Here is a 16,543-nt window from a genome sequence, read left to right as displayed (position 1 = left end):
CCGTGGCCGACGGGAACCGTTCCCGTCGGCCACGGCCCGCGCTCGGTTCAGCGCACGTCGACGCGGTCACCGGAACTGGTCGTGCCCAGACGGGACGAGGTGGCCGTGAACTGCGCCTTCCACGTGCCGTCCTTCTTCGCGGTGAATCCCTTCGAGAAGACGCCCTTGCTGTTGGTCTTCACGGTCGCCAGCTTGCTCCACTTGCTCGAACCGTCGGCCTTGAACAGGATGCTGACCGACTGGCCGGACGTGTTCTCCCAGGTGCCGTCCAGGCTGCGCAGGGTGCCCTTGACCGTGATCGTACGGCCCTTGCGCACCGGCTCCGGAGAGGCGTTGAAGCCGGACACCGCGGTGCGCAGCTTGACGTCCACGTTGTCCGAGGAGCTCACGGCCGAGGCCCGGTCGGCGGTCCCCGCGTAACGGGCTCGCCAGGTACCGTCCTTGACGGCGGTGACCGAAGCAGTGGCCACACCCTTCTTGTCCGTGGTGACCGACGCCGCCCGGCTCCAGGTCTTGGCGCCCTTCGCCCGGAACTCGACCACCACGGACGCCCTGGCCAGCGGACGCCAGACGTCGTCCGTGGCGCCGGCGGTCTGGAGCGTGCCGATGACCTTCAGCTTGCTGCCCTTGCCGACCGGCTCGGGGGAGGCGTTGAAGGAGACGATCCGGGCGGGCACGGCGGACACCGTGAGCGTCGCGGCCGACGTCGCGGTCTCACCGGCCGGGTTGACGAAGACCGCGCGGTAGCGGTGGGCGTTGAGCGCGGCGCTCGCCTTCACCGACAGAGTGGGGGAGGACGCCCCGGGCACGGTGCTCCAGGTCGCGCCCTTGTCGGCGCTGCGCTCCCAGCGCACCGAGTCGTATGCGTCCGCGCCGGCCGTGAAGACGGCGGTGGCGCCCGAGCGCACCTTACGGTCGACGGGCTGCCGGGTGACGGTGGCGGCGGGGACCTCCACGCCGAACGTCAGCGGCTGGGCCACGTCCTGGGCGCGGGACGGCATCCAGGTCGGGTCGGCGCTGTCGTGCGAGTTGAAGCTCGTGACGAAGCAGGCGGTGGTCCGGCAGTCGACGGCGGGGGCCCCGGAGGGGGTGAACGTCTCGGTGAGCTTCGCCGTGACGCTGAAGGTCCCGTCGGTGCCGACCTGGCGGACGTACACCGCGTTGCCGAAGACGCTGGGGTACGTCGTGCCGGGCATGGCGACGGACTGCGCCAGGTACACCCCGCGCCCGGGCTGGTAGCCCTTGCCGCTGACGGTGACCTCTGTCTCCGCGCCCAGCCCGGTGACCTGGCTGACCGTCAGCGTGGGGACGCTGACACCGCCGCTGATGGCGAGGAGGTCCAGCGCCGTACCGGCCGGGTACATGGGCTGCCCCTGGAAGGCGAAGATCGCCGCGCCCTCGCCGGTGAGCGAGGCCGTGATGCCCGTCCAGTCGAGGGCGCCTCCGTCGAGGGCGCCGGCGGACGCCGTCAGCGAGGCGAGCGGCACCCCCGCCGTGGTGACCGGGTCCTCACCGGCGACGAGATCGGTCGTCACGTCCATGTGGAGCGTCCCCTGGCCGTTCTTGAGGACGACACGCGGGTTGGCGAGGGTGATCGCGGTGATCCCGTGGCTGGGCACCGCGTAGGTCACCGAGCCGCCGAAGCGCACATCGGCGGAGCGCCCCGCCGGGTCGACCGAGCCGTGCCTGACGGGGTATTCGACCTTCCCGGCGGCGTCCGCGGTCGCGCCGCCGCCCGCGGTCACCGAGCCGCCGAACATCGCAACGTAACGGACCCAGGACTCCTTGAAGCCCCAGGAGGACCGGCCGCTCACCAGGATCGGGGCGGCCGCCGACGTTGTACCGCCGGAATCGGCCCGCGCGGCGGCGTGGACCCCGGGGGCGGCGGATGCGGGAACGGCGAGGACGCCGACGCCCACGGAAATGACGGTCAGGGCGGCGAGAGCGGCCAGACGACCGCGGCGGGGCATGGACATGCGCTGCATGTCTCCTTCGGGGGAGGGACACGGCGCGCGTCGGAACGGTGCCGGGCCCGGGGGCGAACGAAAGAAGGGGGGATACCGGCTTCTTGGCGTGTGGGGACCCGAAAACGACAGAGGCATATTAGGTGAGGCTTACCTAAATGTCACGACGAGGGTGGCGGCCCGCCAATCCCGCCAGGGCCTGCCCGCCGGGCCCGTACGGGTCACCGGGAGGCGGCCTGCGTTCTTGTGGCTTCCGCCAGTACGGCGGTGCGCGGCGGGCGGGCGAGACTGACCGGCGGAGCCGCGCGAGGACTCTGGAAGCGGGGCTGCCGAAGCCGAGGGCGCGACAGAACACCGGGACGGGGACACGATGAGCACGCAGCAGTACGACAAGATCGGCGAGGCCTTCGAGGGATTCAAGGCCCTGCCACTGACGCACTACGCGGAAGTGCCGAGCTTCCTGGCCCTGGTCGGGGACGTACGCGGCAGGTCGGTCCTCGACCTGGCCTCCGGCACGGGCTTCTACAGCAGGGAGTTCAAGCGGCGCGGAGCCGCGGAGGTGCTCGGCATCGACATCTCCGGCGAAATGGTCGCGGCGGCACGGGAGATGGAGCGGCGCGAACCGCTCGGTGTGCGCTACGAGATCGGCGACATCGCCGAACTGCCTCTCCTGGGCGGCACCTTCGATGTCGCGCTCGCCGTTCAACTGCTCAACTACGCCGAAGACATCCCGGCCATGGAGCGGATGTGCCGCAACGTGCACCGGAACCTGGCGCCCGGCGGCGAGTTCTTCATCCTCGGCCAGAACCCCGACTACCGCTTCGACGGGCCGTCCCTGAAGAAGTACGGCTTCCTCTGCGAAGCCACCGGAGAGACCGGCGGGACCGGACCGCGTGTCCGGGTCACGGCCCTGCTGGACCCGCCGATCCGGATCGAAGCCAACTGCCCGCGCCGGGACGTCTACGAGAAGTGCCTGCGGGCGGCCGGATTCAGCGACCTGACCTGGGTCCCCCTGAAGATCTCCGAGGCCGGCCGGCGCGCGTTCGACAGCGAGTTCTGGGCGGACCACGACGCCAACCCGCCACTGGAGATGCTGCGCTGCCGCGCGTGAACAGTACGGCGCACCGGCCCACCGCCGCCGGAGACGGCGGCGGTGGGCCGCGGACGCGGTCGCCCGCGGCTCAGCGCCGAAGACCGGCGTTGAGCCGTGCGGCCTGCCGCGTCAGATGGTCGCGCTCGGCGAGTGTGGGGGCCTTGTGGGCGGCCTCCGCGTACAGCCGCGCGGCCGTCGGCAGATCCCCGTCACGCTCGTGCAGGTACGCCGCGACCGCCGTATGACGGGGCAACGCGTCGCTCAGCTCAGCGAGTTCGGCCAGCCCGGCGCGCGGACCGTCGGCCTCGCCGACGGCCACCGCCCGGTTGAGCCGGACGACCGGACTGTCGGTCAGACCCACCAGTTCGTCGTACCACTCGACGATCTGCACCCAGTCGGTCTCCCCGGCGGTCGGCGCGTCCGCGTGGAGCGCCGCGACGGCGGCCTGGGCCTGGAACTCGCCCAGCCGGTCCCGGGCGAGGGCCGCCTGCAGGATCGCCACGCCTTCGGCGATCATCCCGGTGTCCCACAGGCCACGGTCCTGCTCGGCGAGCGGCACCAGGCTCCCGTCGGGCGCGGTCCGGGAGACCCGCCGGGCATGGTGGAGCAGCATCAGGGCGAGCAGCCCCGCCACCTCCGGGTGGTCGATCGCGGCCGCGAGCTGCCGCGTGAGCCGGATCGCCTCCGCGGCGAGGTCAACATCCCCCGAATAGCCCTCGTTGAAAACCAGATACAGCACCCGCAGCACAGTGGAGACATCGCCCGCCCGATCGAACCTCACCCCGGACACGGTGCGCTTCGCCCGGCTGATCCGCTGCGCCATGGTCGCCTCGGGCACCAGATACGCCCGGGCGATCTGCCGGGTCGTGAGCCCGCCGACCGCGCGCAGCGTGAGCGCGACCGCCGACGACGGCGTCAGCGACGGATGGGCGCACAGGAAGTAGAGCTGGAGCGTGTCGTCCACCGCCGGCGCCGGGCCGGGCGCCGGCTCCTCGTCGAGACGGTCCTCGCGCCGCCGCCGGGAGGCATCCGCCCGGGTCGCGTCGAGGAACCGCCGCCACGCCACGGTGACCAGCCAGCCCTTCGGATCCCGCGGCGCTTCCTGCGGCCATACGCGGACCGCCTCGACCAGGGCGTCCTGCACGGCGTCCTCGGCCGCCGCGAAATCTGCTCCGCGGCGGACGAGGACGGCGAGCACACTCGGGGTCAGGCTCCGCGGAAGGAGCTCGTCCATCGGCGCGTCACTCCGTGACGGTGGGCGGCGCGGTCAGGAACGGGCGCACCTCCAGCCACTCGTGGATCGGCTTCCCACCGGCACCCGGGGCCGCGGACAGCTCCCCGGCGAGCGCGACCGCCCGGTCGTGACTGTCCACGTCGATGATCATCCAGCCGGCGATCAGATCCTTGGTCTCGGCGAACGGCCCGTCGGTGACCGGCGGGCGCCCCTCACCGTCGTACCGGACCCACGACCCCTCGGGGGCGAGCGCCTGACCGTCGACGAACTCCCCGGACTTCTCCAGCCGGTCCGCGAAGTCCTGCATGTACTGTACGTGCGCCGAGATCTCCTCGGGCGTCCACCGGTCCATCGGTACGTCGTTGACCGCCGCAGGGGCGCCGCGGTAGTGCTTGAGCAGCAGGTACTTGGCCATGATGTGACTCCTCGGTGCTGGGCGGCCCATTCTGGCCGCTCTCACTACGGGGACGGAGCCGGATCCGGGTTCTCGACATCGCCGCCCAAAAACTTCTCGACTTTTTCCGACGGCCCGAGCGCGCCCCGTGGAGGCTCCCCGGACGGCCCGCGTTCACTGCTCGCGCAGACCCCACGGAGAGCCGTACTCGACCAGCAGGTCGAGGAACGGGCGCGGGTCCAGCGCCTCGGCGCCCAGCACACCCGTGCCGCTCCAGACGCCGCCCGCCACCAGCTCCAGGGCGATCACCGGATTGATCGCCGTCTGCCAGACCACGGCCTGGGAGCCGTACTCGCGCATCGACCACTGATTGTCGACCACGTGGTAGAGGTACACCTCGCGGGGCACGCCGTCCTTCGTACCCTTCACCCAGGTACCGGCACAGGTCTTGCCCCGCATCAGCTCGCCGAGGGAGGCCGGGTCGGGCAGACAGGCCGCGACCACGTCCCGGGGCGACACGGCGCCGCCGGGCACGGTCACCTTGTCCGTGCGGTCGAGGCCGAGCCGGTGCAGGGTCTTGAGGGTCTCGATGAACTCCTCGCCCAGCCCGTACTTGAACGTCACGCGCCGGGACTCCACCCAGCGCGGGATCAGCAGAACCTCCTCGTGCTCGACATTGACGCACTCCACCGGACCGATGCCCTCGGGGAAGTCGAAGACCTCCGGCTCGCTGAACGGCGCCGTCGTGAACCAGCCACGGTCCTTCTCCCAGATCACCGGCGGGTTGAGGCACTCCTCGATCGTGGTCCAGATCGAGAACGACGGGGCGAAGTCATAGCCCTCGACGGTGAGATCCGCACCGTCCCGGACACCGATCTCCTCGATCTCGTCGAACAGTTCCTCCGCCGCGTACCGGGCGAAGACATCGGAGAGTCCCGGCTCGACACCCACCCCGACGAGCGCGAGCCGCCCGGCCTCCTCCCACTCCCCGGCACGCTCGAACTGCCCGTCGCCGAGCTTGACCCCGCACTCCTCGTACGGACGCTCCGGATGCGGGGAGGACAAGGACATGGCCATGTCCAGATAGTCGACCCCGGCGGCCAGCGCCGCGTCGAACAACGGCATGACGAACCGGGGGTCGGTGGCGTTCACGAGGATGTCGCACCGCTGCTCGGCGATCAGCGCGGCGACCGCCGCCCGGTCCGAGGCATCGACGCGCAACGCGGTGAACCTGCCCTCGTCCCCGCCGAGCGCCGCCACCGCCGCTTCGGCACGGGAGAGGTCGTAGTCGGCGACGACCATGTGGTCGAAGAAGGAGCGGCGGGCGGCGATTCTGGTGATCGCCGTGCCCACGCCACCTGCGCCGACGAGGAGTACGCGCATGGCGGATGTGCCTTTCGTCGAGGGGCCTGGCCGTACGGGCCGTGCCCTTGGATTCGTCCATGAAAGGGGCGCACTTGAGTAACATCAACGGCGTTGGCATAAGGTGGGAGGCGCGACAGGCCGGCACCACTGCACCGGCATCGAGAGCATGGGAGAGGCCCGGATGGCGAAGAAGGTGGTTCCGGAGGCGGCACGACGACGCAGACGGCCGACACGGCAGGGCGTCGTCGTCACCCAGCACCTGATCGTCGAAACCGCACTGTGCATGCTCCACGAACACGGCAGGGACGGGCTGACCGTGCGCCGCCTGGGCCTCGCCCTCGGAGCCGACCCGAGCACCCTCTACCGCTACTTCCGCGGTATCGACGACCTGACCCTCGCCATCGCCGACGAACTGATCGGACGCGCGATGCACGGCCGGCGGTCCACCGGACAGTGGCGCACCGACCTCCGCGAGATCGGCCTGCGCATCCACACCGCCTACCTCGCCCACCCGGAGGCCGCCGTCCTGACCGCCAGCCGGGTCAGCGGCCGGGCCAACGAGATCGCCGGCGACGAGACCGTCCTCGGCATCCTGAGATCGACCGGACTGGCCGACGCGGACGTCGTACGGATCTACCAGGCGTTCGTCGACCAGGCACTCGCCTTCGCCGCACTGGACGCCGCGAGCCTCGCCCTGCCCGAAGCGGCCCGCGCGGCCGACGAACAGGTCTGGCGCGCCACCTACGCCGAACTGCCGGCGGAAACCCACCCGAACATCGCCGCCCTGGCACCCCTGCTGGTCGCGAGGATGAACGACAGCGCGTACCCCGCGGCGCTGGAAATGCTGCTCGACAGCGCGGAGGCGAGCGTCCGGCGCGCGCGACGCGACAACGACCCGACCCGGACCACCGCACCCTGACGGCCATCACCCGGAGAGATGCATACGGAGACGCACACGGGGCCGAGATCCACTCGATCCGGAGGAGGGCCAGCTTCGCCGGTGCAGATGCGGCGCGCCCCGGAAGGATCAGACGCGCTCCAGCGCACCGGGCGAGGCGCCTCACGCGGTGTCGCGCACCTGCCGCCTCCTCACCACAGGCTTACGTACACGACCACCGCCGACCGCCCGCGGCATTCGCCCGGCCGCCGGCAGGTGGCACGGCAGCCCGAAGAGGGCGGAGATCAGCGCAGGGCAAGATGCCCGGATTTATGCTGACCCAATGCGACCTGCTCCTCGGTGGGCCTTGCTCTCCTCCGGATGCGCTCCCATCCTGTTGGTCGGCTCCTGGACGATTGCGCAGGTGCGACAGGGCCCGACGTACGACCCCGCGACGGACACCCTGAGCGTGCTCGCCTCCTACGGCACCCCCAGCTACTGGCTGATGACGGGGATGCTCCTGGTGCTGGGGACGTGTTACGTGGCGACGGCGCACGCGCTCCGGCAGGCGGCGCTCCCCGGGCGGGTGGCCCTGGCCGGCGGCGGGCTGTCCGCGCTGGCCCTGACCCTGGTGCCCGCCCCGAGCAGCGGCGGGGCACTGGAACACGGGGCGGTGGCCACGGTGGGCGTTGTGCTCCTGGCGCTGTGGCCGCCCCTGGCCGCCGTCCGGGGCGGAAGTCCGGTGCCGTGGGGGCTGCGCCTGGACGTGTCGCTCGCCGCGAGCGCGCTCATGTTCGCGAGTGCCTTGTGGTTCCTGGCGGAGCTCCAGAGCGCACGGGCCCCGGGCACCGCGGAGCGCGTCGTGACGTTCCTCCAGGCGTTGTGGCCGTTCCTCGTCGTCCTCTCCTGCCGGAGAGGCATCGCCGACCGGGCTCCGGGGTGAAACCCACGGCAGGCGGCTGGCGGAGGGGCTATGCGACCGCCCGGCGCCGCAGCCAGGCGTCGAGAACCGCGTAGTCGCCGTCCCCGAGACCCCGCCGCGGCTCCACCCGATGGAGCAGGGCGGGGCCCGGGTGGTGAACGGCGACCCAGGACCGGTCGATGCCGGTGATCTCGTCGTCGACCCAGACGAAGGGCCGGCCGGCGGCCCGGGCGACGAGCGTGCGGGTCTTCCAGTGCAGTCCGTTCCGCAGGTCCTCTTCCTCCTCCTCGTAACCGGCGGCGCCGTCGGTTACGGAGGACCCCGGCAGGCCGACGACCGGCAGCGGCGGCAGACCGATACGGGGAGCGACCCAGGTGTTCGCGTCCTCCATCCATGTGGTCGCCCAGACGAGTTCGCAGGGCAGAGCCGTGAGACGGGGCCCGTGCTGGGGATTGATCCTGGCCAGGAGCGGATTCTCACGGGCGCCCGGGTCCTCGGGTCCCGTCTCGAAGGTCGGGTACGGGCTGGAGGCGCCGAAGGGGATGAGCGGTCCGTCGACATCGAGGAACAGCAGCGGAAGCCGGGCCGGGGAATTCACGCGTGCACGATAGCGGCGGCCCCACCGAACCTCGACCGCAGGCCGGAGTCCGATGGGGCCGCCGCTACGGCGGGCGGGCGGGCGGGTTCAGGTGAGGGGCTCGACCCACACGTTCCGGTAGCGGATCTTGCTGCCGTGGTCCTGGAGCCTGATCGCCCCTGCCGTGGGCCCCTCGGTTGCTCCGCCGCCGGTGGGCCCGTCGACGGCGACGTCGTCGTGGACCGTGACGCCGTTCCACACGACCGTGACCCGGGCGTCCTCCGTCTTCGCCCCCGAGGCGTCGTAACGGGCGGCGCGGAAGGTGATGTCGTACGTCTGCCACGTCTCCGGAGCCGTGGCCGCGTTCACGTCCGGCGCCTTCTTCGTGTAGATCGCCCCTGCCTCGTTGTCCGCGAGCGTGGTGTCACCGTAGGAGTCCAGGATCTGTACCTCGTAGCGCTCCTGGAGGTAGACGCCGCTGTTGGCACGGTCCTGGCCGGTGACGTCCGGCGGAAGGTTCGGCAGCCAGAACTCCACATGCGCACGGAAGTCCTGGAAACCCTGCTTGGTCCGCAGGTCACCGCCGCCGACCTCCATCACCTCGCCGCTCACCGGCCACTCGGGCGTTCGCCCGTCCGGGTGCTGCCAGGCCGCCTGACCAGTGCCGTCGAAAAGCTGGACGCGGGCGCCTTTCGGATGGACGGTGATCATGTCCAGGTTGACGTGCCCCGTGTCGCCGCTGTCGTAGGAGTAGGTGATCGTGTTGCGCCCCTCGCGCAACTCCAGCTGCTCGGTCCCCGTCGACCAGGTCTTCCAGTCTGTGGTGGAGAGCAGCCTGGTCTGGCCCACCTTCTCACCGTTGACGTGGACGCTCACCGTCTTCGTCCCGGGCGCCGGGTTCGGCCCGTTGGAGTAGCGCAGACCCACGTCGTACGTCCCCGCCTTGCCGGCCTCCACGTCGAAGGCGACCGCTGCCCCTTCCTGGCCGAAGTTGTCGACGAAGCCGCCGCCGGAATACCCCGTGTGCTCGGTGTCGAAGCCCGCGCCTCCGCTGAGGGCGGCCTCCTCCGCCTCGTACTGGGTGGCGGGGGGCTGGTCGCCGGGCACCGAGTTGAGGGTGTACCAGGCTTCCGTGCTCCACAGTTCCGTGCCGGCGGCGGAGCTGAAGGGGCGCGGCGAGCGGATATGGACGACCCGGTTCGCCTTGAGCCCGGGAATGGTCAGCGTCACCTTCTTGCGATCCTCGGAAAGCGCGGCCTCACTGACCCCGAGGGCCTCCTCATCGATCTTCGGGCCGCCGTACGCGGGCGTCGGGGCGTACGTCCACTGCTCGACCCGATAACTCTCGGCGAGCTTCGCCGCGGTCTCCTCGGAGAGCGGCTCGGTGTACTCCAGTTCAAATCCGCCTGGCTTCGCCCGCATGGCCAGGATGTCGAAGGCCTTGTCACCGCTGGGGGAGAGCTTCTGGAGCCCGTAGGTCAGCTTGCCCTCCTGCCCCCAGTTGCCACCCGCGCCGAGACCACCGGCGTAGATCGCACCGTCCGGGCCCATGCTGATCCGGTTGACACCGGCCTCCAGACCCTGCGTGAAGCGGAACACCGCCCCCTGGTACTCACCGTCGACCTTCTCCAGGTACGCGCGCTGGATACCGCCGTACGTGACATCCCCGAACAGCATCTGCCCGGCGAACCGCCCCTCGGTCAACTGCAGAGGCGTGCTCGGCGAGTTGGCTATCTCGTTCTGCGGCAGCCACAGCACCGGCTTGGTGACCGGATTGTCGTCGAAGGGGCCCGAAGGGTTGGTGTAGTGGTTGAAGAAGCGGTCCTGCTTGATGTGGAGAAGCTTCGACGAGGGCAGCCAGCCGCCCTGGTTGTCGAGGACGAACATGTCGCCCTCGGGACCCCAGCCGATGCCGTTGGGCGTACGCAGACCACCGGCGATGTAGTCGACCTCACCGGTCTCCTTGTTCACCTTGATGGTCGAACCCCGGTTCGGCGCCGGCTGCGGATCGGTGGTCGCCCCGCCCAGATCGATCGCCACGGACAGGTTCAGATAGAAGTACCCGTCCCGGTACAGCAGTCCGAAGGCGAACTCGTGGAAGTTCCCGCCGTACGGCCACGTCGCCACCGTCCGCCGCTCATCGGTCACATCGTCGCCGTCGGCGTCGGTGAGCTCGGTGAGTTCGTGCTTCTGGGAGACGTACAACTTGCCGTCGACGGCCTTGATGCCCATCGGCTCCCTGAGCCCGTCGGCGACCTTCTTGGCGGTCACCTTCCCCGCATCGGTCTCGCCCTGGACGTTGTCGAGGAGGTAGACCTCGCCGGTGGTGTTGTCGGTGCCACCCCAGGTGGTCACGGCGAGCCGTCCGTCGGGCAGCCAGTCCATCGCGGTGACCTGCGGCTCGAAGCCCGCCGGGCGCAGATCGGTGAGCGCGTAGTCCGGGTGCGCCTCCGTCAACGGCAGCCCGTCGCCGGGGGAGTCGAGGGCGCCTTCGCACTCCTTGCGACCCGGTGCTGTCACCCGTACGACGTCGGCATCGGTGCTGAGCACGGAGCCCGGCACGACGGCGAAGTCAGCGGCGCCGGGCGGCTTCCATTCCAGGGTGACCTGCTGACCGCCGGTGCGGTCGAAGTGGTCGATGCGCAACGCATGGTGACCAGTCGTCAGCTCGACCGACCCGTCCTTGGGCTCCGCACCGTGCAGCCCGTCGTGGTCGATGACGGTGGAGTCGTTGATCCGCAGCCGTGATCCGTCGTCGCTGATCAGACGGAAGGCGTACGTGCCGTCCTCGGGAACGGTCAGGTTGGCGACGACCTCGGAGACGAAGTGGTCGTCGACGCCGAAATCGTCCGACGAACTCCAGTCGATGCCGGGCATCAACCTGTCGACGTTCGGCGTCTGTCCGGTCTTGATGTCGCACAACTTGTCGAGGGGCACCTGCACATCGAAGACCCGTAGGGTGACACCCGGTTCCTGCGGCGGAAGTTCGTCCTGCGGCCTCGGCGCCGGAGCGGCAGTGGCCGGCGAGGCGGCGAACGCGCCGACGAGAAACGCGGAGACCAGCAGACCGGTGAGGTGTCTGCGGCAACGGTGGAGCGGCCGTGGATGCATTCTTCCTCCTGGCCCCTCGCGGCGAGGGGCACATCGCGGCGGTGGGTGGGGCCACCCGGCGCCCGGGGGTGAACGTTCGGCTCGTACGGGTGCGCAGCGCTTCGTCCGGACAAGGAGGCCTGGGGATCCGGTGGCTGCGCCGAGAACAGTAGGAGGCTTCTACCGGCGGCGTCCATACTTCGTCACCACAGTGTTCAAAGTTCGCAGGTGCTGATGCAAAGTTGCCAAACCCCTCTGATCCGCCAAATATTTGATGACACGTCAGCACCGGCAGGAGAAACGAAGACGGCCCGGACCAGCGGCGCACGCGTTCAGGTAGGGTTCAACCGGTGTGCCGCAGACCACACGGAAGCCGGAACGCGCTGCGTGAGAGGCCCGAAGGCTCGTTGGCCGAGCCTGCAGATCACCCGGCAGGAGCTCAGGGCTCTCAGGATTTTCCCAGGATGCTCGACCGAGTATCACCGTCTCTATGTGCCGGGAGCAGAAGATGCGTCACGCCGAACACGAGGCTGTCTGCGAGCGAGCGGGCGCCCCGGACGAGACCGTCTGGGGGCTGTTCGAGGCCCGGGTGGCGGGTCAGAGGGACCGGATCGCCGTTGTGGACGGGGCGGTCGAGATCGACTACGAGCGGTTGTGCGCCCGGGCGGAGACGATCGCGGAGGCACTGGCGGCCCGGGGTGTGGCGCCGGGGGCGCTCGTGGGTGTGTGTCTGGGCCGGACGTGGGAGCTGGTCGCGACCCTGCTGGGAGTGCTGCGGGCAGGCTGTGCGTATGTGCCCATGGACCCGGCCTACCCGGCCGATCGGGTGCGTTACATGATCGAGGATTCCCGGGTGGTGTCGGTGGTCGTCGATGCCGGTACGGCGGAGCTGTGCGCGGCGGCTCCCGATCGTGTGCGCCTCGACGCGGTGCCGGACCGCCCGGCGATGTCCTCGGCGGCATCCGCGGTGGCGCCGCCGGGAGTGCTGACGGCGGCCTGCTCGGCCGGTGATCTCGCCTACGTCATCTACACCTCGGGGTCGACCGGGAAGCCCAAGGGCGTGGCGGTGGAGCACCGCAGCGTGGTGGCGATGGCCGAATCGATGCGCCGGCTCCTGAACGACGAGGAGCTGACGGGCGTTCTCGCGGCGGCCTCGGTCTGCTTCGACCCCTCGGTGATGGAGATTCTGGGGACGCTCGTCCTCGGCGGCACGGTGATCCTGGCCGAGAACGTGCTCGCTGTACGAGAGTTGCCCGCAGCGCAACGGGTGCGGACGGCCATCATGGTGCCGTCCGCGATGAAGGCGCTGCTCGGGGCCGGTCCGCTGCCCGGTGGGTTGCGCTGTGTGGTGCTGGGTGGTGAGGCCCTGTCCCGTTCTCTGGTGGAGCGGGTGCACGCTGACCCCTGCGCACCGCGGGTCGTGAACGTCTACGGCCCGACCGAGGCCACCGTGTTCGTCACCGCCCTCGAAACGGGGACCGGGCCGATCACTATCGGCGGGCCGGTCCTGCACACGCGGGCGTACGTGCTGGACGAGTCCTTGCGGCCGGTGCCGGCCGGCACGGCGGGCGAGCTGGCTCTCGCGGGCGACCAGCTGGCCAGGGGGTACCTGAATGACGACGAGCGCACCCGGCGGAGCTTTCCGGCCCTTGCGCCGGGCGGCCCGGTCCCGGAACAGCGGATCTACCGCACCGGTGACCTGTGCCGGTGGACGGAAACAGGAGAGCTCGAGTTCCTCGGCCGCGTCGACCGGCAGGTCAAGATCCGGGGCCACCGGATCGAACTCGACGAGATCGAGACCGTGCTGGCCTCGGTGCCCGGAGTGGACGAGGCCGCAGTCGTTGCCACCACGGGCGAAGGCAAGAGCCTCCTGACGGCGTACGCACTGAGCCGGGAGGAATCGGTGACGGCATCAACCGTGCGCTCCCAACTGGCCGACCTCCTCCCGAAGTACATGATCCCGCACCACGTCATGCTGGTGGCCGAGCTGCCGAGACTGCCCAACGGGAAAATCGACAGGCGGCGGCTGCCGGCCCCCGCACACCAGGGCGACGAGAAGGCTCCCGGAGGGAGGACGGGCACCGACGGCCCGGCCGCCCAGCGGACCGGACCCGGTGCGCTGGACTCGCCGCACGAGGAGCGGCGTCCGGTTCTGCTGGCCATGGTGATGGAGGAGGCGGCGCTGCTCCTCGGCCCCCGCGGTTTCGGTGCGGTCCGGCCGGACGAGCCGCTGGCCGCGCTGGGGTTCGACTCGCTGGACATCGCGGAACTCACGGTGCGCCTGTCGCGGGGGCTGGCCACCGACCTGCCTTCGTCCGCCCTGAGGGAGCAGATGACTCCCGAGGAGGTTGTCGCGGCGCTGCTGGTGGTACTGGGCCGCGCGCCCGAGGGTGGTCAGGTGCGCGGGCGCCCGCAGGGCGTCGGGGGTGCGGATCGGCTCGATGTGTTCCAGGACCAGCTCAGGTCCGGGCACCCGCCGGCCTTCGCCGCGAAGGTCCCGGCCTGGTCGGCGACCGACCGAGGCGCACTCGTACAGCGTTTCCGGGGCCTTCTGGCCCGCTCGGGACTGGACCCGTACGGAAAGGTCGTACGTACCGGGAGCGCCGCGCGGGGCCTCGTCGCCGACCCGGTGACGGGCGAGGAGCACGAGGCGCTGATCTGGACCACGAACCTCTACCTCGGACTCAACCGCGACGAGGAGGTCATCGAAGAGGCACGCCGTGCGCTGAGCCGGTTCGGTACCGGCATGGGGATATCAGCGGCGGGCTCGGGTCAGACCGGCCTCCACACGGACTTCGAGGAGGAGTTCGCCTCCATGGTGGGCAAGCCGGCCGCCTGCCTCTTCCCCACCGGGTTCACCGCGAGCCTCGGAGCCGTCGCCGGAATCGTGGGCGATCAGGACGTCGTGGTCATGGACCAGCTCTGCCACGCCTCCCTGGTGGACGGAGCCCGCCTGAGCGGCGCGAGGGTGCGGACCTTCCGGCACAACGACGCGGCCGACCTGCGATCGGTCCTCAAAGAGGAGTCCTCGCCCTACCGTACGACGCTGGTGGTGCTCGAAAGCGTGTACAGCATGGGCGAGGGTGCGGCGCCCCTGCGGGAGATCGTGTCGGCTGCGAAGGAGTACGACGCGCTCGTCCTGGTGGACGAGGCCCACTCGTTCGGGCTCTACGGAGCGCGAGGTGCGGGACTGTGCGCCGCGGAAGGCGTCACCGAGCAGGTCGACTTCGTCCTCACGACCTTGAGCAAGGCCCTCGGGAGCATCGGCGGTGTGGTTGCCGCGCGGGAGGAACACATTGCCCTGCTGAGGGCATCGGCGAGGTCGTACGTCTTCCAGGCGAACATCTCACCGGCCGACGTGGCGGCGGCTCTGGCCGCTCTGCGCAAGGTCGCTGCGGGCGACGCGCTGCGGACCAGGCTCTGGGAAACCGCGCATTACATGCGGGAGCGCTTTACGGATGCCGGCTACGAACTCGGCACGGGGGACGGGCTTATCATCACCCCCTTCTTCTCCGACGGCGAGAAGCTGCGTGCGATAGCCCGGGGGCTGTTCCGCCGGGGCGTCCACGCCGCTGCCGTGACCTACCCGATTGTCGAACCCGGGCGAGGCCGCCTGAGGTTCATCTGCTCGGCATCCCACACCCGGGCGGACGTCGACGAGACACTCAAGGCCCTGATCGACGCCGAGGCGGAAGCCACGGCAGCTCCCACGCCGCACGACGACAAGGACCTGCGCGAAGGGAGGGGCGAGGAGCCGGCACGATGCGACGTGGCGCACTGGGCCGACGCGTTGACGGCCCATCTGGAATCCGTCCTGGCCGAGCTTTCCGCACCGGCGCCACACCTCGCGGTCACGATTGCACGGCCAGGACAGGAAAAGGATCTTGTCGTCCGGATCACCGGACACGGGGTCACCCGAGAACCCGACAGCACCGGCGCGACGCCTGCCTGCTCGCTTCGCCTGGTTGACGATGAGGCAGCGGCCGCACTGTGCTCACGCAACGTGGAGAGCCTGCTGGAGAGCGTGATCGCGGGCACCTGCTTGATCACCGGCCATACACAGCCGTTCGTCTGGCTCATCGGACGGCTCAGTGACTGGCAGCGCTCGACGAGCGGCACGTGAGGAATGAGGTGGGAGCCGGTGTTCTCAAGGAAGAGGGCGCAGAGGGGTGCTGATGAGGTCTGGGAGGGTCGTCCGAGGTGGCGTGCGGGGGATCTGTGTCGTGCTGCGCGTGGTGGTCTTGTCTGCCTCGATGTGTCTGTTGCTGACTCTCACTTCCCTGCCGTAGATGATTCTCATTCCCATGTCATTTGGGGTGGCGCATGTTAGCTACTGGAGCTGGGGCGATATGAGGTTGCTTCAGACATGGCCATGGGAACTTCTGATGCAGGTGCATGGGAATCGCCTGTTCGCTCCCCTGAGATTTGCCATACGAAGATGCCCTTGACCTGCGGTTTGGTGCTGAAGTTGCCTCGCCACGCGCGGTGTCGCGTGCGCCTGGGCGAACTTGCCGATCGGCGAATGGGTTGCCACCCTGACACGGGCCCCGCTCAGTGAGCCGCAGGTCAAGGCCATCGAGAGCCGGTTCGTTCCTGCTCGAGCTGGCTCTCCGAGCTAATTCTGCTTGCGCGGACTCTGCGGCTCGGTGGAGTTCCACAGGAGGTGCCACTCGAGTCAGCCCTCCTCGCGCGGGCTCAACACGGCGGTGGATGGCGGGTAGTCCGGGTGGTGCGGTCCACTCCCGCTCGCGCTGGCTGTACCCTTTCCGGCCTGGTCGTCCGGACGTGCTCCGGGCGTTCGCTCACTTGGCTTGGCAGCTGAATGGTGCCACGGCGGTGCGGTCTGGCTGGGGTGATTGAGGAACTGGCGGGCTGCCTGCGGTGCGTAGGGAGAACGTCGCCTAGTAGGGCTTTGTTAGGTGGTGTCGTAGGGCTGCCATGGGGTGGGTTGTCGGCAGGTGGGGCAGGTTCCGGTCCAGGTGGCCAGTAGGTGTTGGAGGAGGTCCAGGGCCTGGTAGAGGGTCAGG

10 protein-coding genes are annotated in these 16,543 nt (G+C 70.0%); 4 read left to right on the top strand and 6 right to left on the bottom strand.

The genetic code is table 11. The annotated features are described in order from the left end of the window. Nucleotides 1-47 precede the first annotated feature (47 nt). Nucleotides 48-1,976, bottom strand: a complete 1,929-nt coding sequence (locus IE140_RS34175; RefSeq protein ID WP_150193835.1) for an HtaA domain-containing protein — start codon at nt 1,974-1,976, stop codon at nt 48-50. Nucleotides 1,977-2,334: 358 nt separating this feature from the next. On the opposite strand from IE140_RS34175, the gene IE140_RS34170 reads away from it, so the two are divergent. Beyond that, on the top strand, nt 2,335-3,075 hold the full coding sequence (locus IE140_RS34170) for a class I SAM-dependent methyltransferase (protein ID WP_093444575.1): 741 nt from the start codon (nt 2,335-2,337) through the stop codon (nt 3,073-3,075). A gap of 70 nt (nt 3,076-3,145) precedes the next feature. On the opposite strand, the gene IE140_RS34165 is transcribed toward IE140_RS34170, so the two are convergent. The 3 genes from IE140_RS34165 to IE140_RS34155 all read right to left on the bottom strand — a co-directional run bounded on the left by IE140_RS34165 (nt 3,146) and on the right by IE140_RS34155 (nt 6,068). Then, the gene (locus IE140_RS34165; protein ID WP_150193833.1) at nt 3,146-4,291 is read right to left on the bottom strand and encodes an RNA polymerase sigma factor; all 1,146 of its coding nucleotides are present in this window, start codon (nt 4,289-4,291) and stop codon (nt 3,146-3,148) included. Between the two features lie 7 nt (nt 4,292-4,298). Further along, nucleotides 4,299-4,706 carry a YciI family protein gene (locus tag IE140_RS34160; RefSeq protein WP_093444573.1) on the bottom strand — a complete coding sequence of 136 codons (408 nt, stop codon included), beginning with the start codon at nt 4,704-4,706 and terminating at the stop codon, nt 4,299-4,301. Nucleotides 4,707-4,859: 153 nt separating this feature from the next. Continuing rightward, complete coding sequence (locus IE140_RS34155) at nt 4,860-6,068, bottom strand: saccharopine dehydrogenase family protein (protein WP_093444572.1); 1,209 nt, start codon at nt 6,066-6,068, stop codon at nt 4,860-4,862. A gap of 163 nt (nt 6,069-6,231) precedes the next feature. Here IE140_RS34155 and IE140_RS34150 point away from each other — a divergent pair, with 163 nt between their 5' ends. After that, nucleotides 6,232-6,969: a TetR/AcrR family transcriptional regulator gene (locus IE140_RS34150; protein WP_150193831.1), complete on the top strand. Its 738-nt coding sequence runs from the start codon at nt 6,232-6,234 to the stop codon at nt 6,967-6,969. Nucleotides 6,970-7,270: 301 nt separating this feature from the next. Then, nucleotides 7,271-7,870: a DUF998 domain-containing protein gene (locus tag IE140_RS34145; RefSeq protein WP_189461015.1), complete on the top strand. Its 600-nt coding sequence runs from the start codon at nt 7,271-7,273 to the stop codon at nt 7,868-7,870. Nucleotides 7,871-7,898: 28 nt separating this feature from the next. Here the strand turns inward: IE140_RS34145 and IE140_RS34140 are convergent, their stop codons facing one another. Together IE140_RS34140 and IE140_RS34135 are read right to left on the bottom strand one after the other, a co-directional pair. Then, nucleotides 7,899-8,447: an HAD domain-containing protein gene (locus tag IE140_RS34140; protein WP_150193827.1), complete on the bottom strand. Its 549-nt coding sequence runs from the start codon at nt 8,445-8,447 to the stop codon at nt 7,899-7,901. Nucleotides 8,448-8,534: 87 nt separating this feature from the next. Then, the gene (locus tag IE140_RS34135; protein WP_150197667.1) at nt 8,535-11,537 is read right to left on the bottom strand and encodes a 3-keto-alpha-glucoside-1,2-lyase-like domain-containing protein; all 3,003 of its coding nucleotides are present in this window, start codon (nt 11,535-11,537) and stop codon (nt 8,535-8,537) included. A 487-nt stretch (nt 11,538-12,024) separates the two neighbouring features. Here IE140_RS34135 and IE140_RS34130 point away from each other — a divergent pair, with 487 nt between their 5' ends. After that, complete coding sequence (locus IE140_RS34130) at nt 12,025-15,639, top strand: amino acid adenylation domain-containing protein (protein WP_229827038.1); 3,615 nt, start codon at nt 12,025-12,027, stop codon at nt 15,637-15,639. The last annotated feature ends 904 nt before the right edge of the window (nt 15,640-16,543 follow it).

This window comes from Streptomyces parvus, assembly GCF_014648875.1.
GTDB classification, from domain to species: domain Bacteria; phylum Actinomycetota; class Actinomycetes; order Streptomycetales; family Streptomycetaceae; genus Streptomyces; species Streptomyces parvus.
Note: the sequence above shows the minus strand (reverse complement) of the source record. Positions and strands in the feature narration are given on the sequence as shown.

Excerpts from the sequence above, each read along its gene's own strand:
- IE140_RS34150 (WP_150193831.1), top strand. The coding sequence starts at position 6,232 with ATGGCGAAGAAGGTGGTTCCGGAGGCGGCACGACGACGCAGACGGCCG.
- IE140_RS34155 (WP_093444572.1), bottom strand. The coding sequence starts at position 6,068 with ATGCGCGTACTCCTCGTCGGCGCAGGTGGCGTGGGCACGGCGATCACC.
- IE140_RS34160 (WP_093444573.1), bottom strand. The coding sequence starts at position 4,706 with ATGGCCAAGTACCTGCTGCTCAAGCACTACCGCGGCGCCCCTGCGGCG.
- IE140_RS34170 (WP_093444575.1), top strand. The coding sequence starts at position 2,335 with ATGAGCACGCAGCAGTACGACAAGATCGGCGAGGCCTTCGAGGGATTC.
- IE140_RS34135 (WP_150197667.1), bottom strand. The coding sequence starts at position 11,537 with ATGCATCCACGGCCGCTCCACCGTTGCCGCAGACACCTCACCGGTCTG.
- IE140_RS34165 (WP_150193833.1), bottom strand. The coding sequence starts at position 4,291 with ATGGACGAGCTCCTTCCGCGGAGCCTGACCCCGAGTGTGCTCGCCGTC.
- IE140_RS34130 (WP_229827038.1), top strand. The coding sequence starts at position 12,025 with ATGCGTCACGCCGAACACGAGGCTGTCTGCGAGCGAGCGGGCGCCCCG.
- IE140_RS34145 (WP_189461015.1), top strand. The coding sequence starts at position 7,271 with ATGCGACCTGCTCCTCGGTGGGCCTTGCTCTCCTCCGGATGCGCTCCC.
- IE140_RS34175 (WP_150193835.1), bottom strand. The coding sequence starts at position 1,976 with ATGTCCATGCCCCGCCGCGGTCGTCTGGCCGCTCTCGCCGCCCTGACC.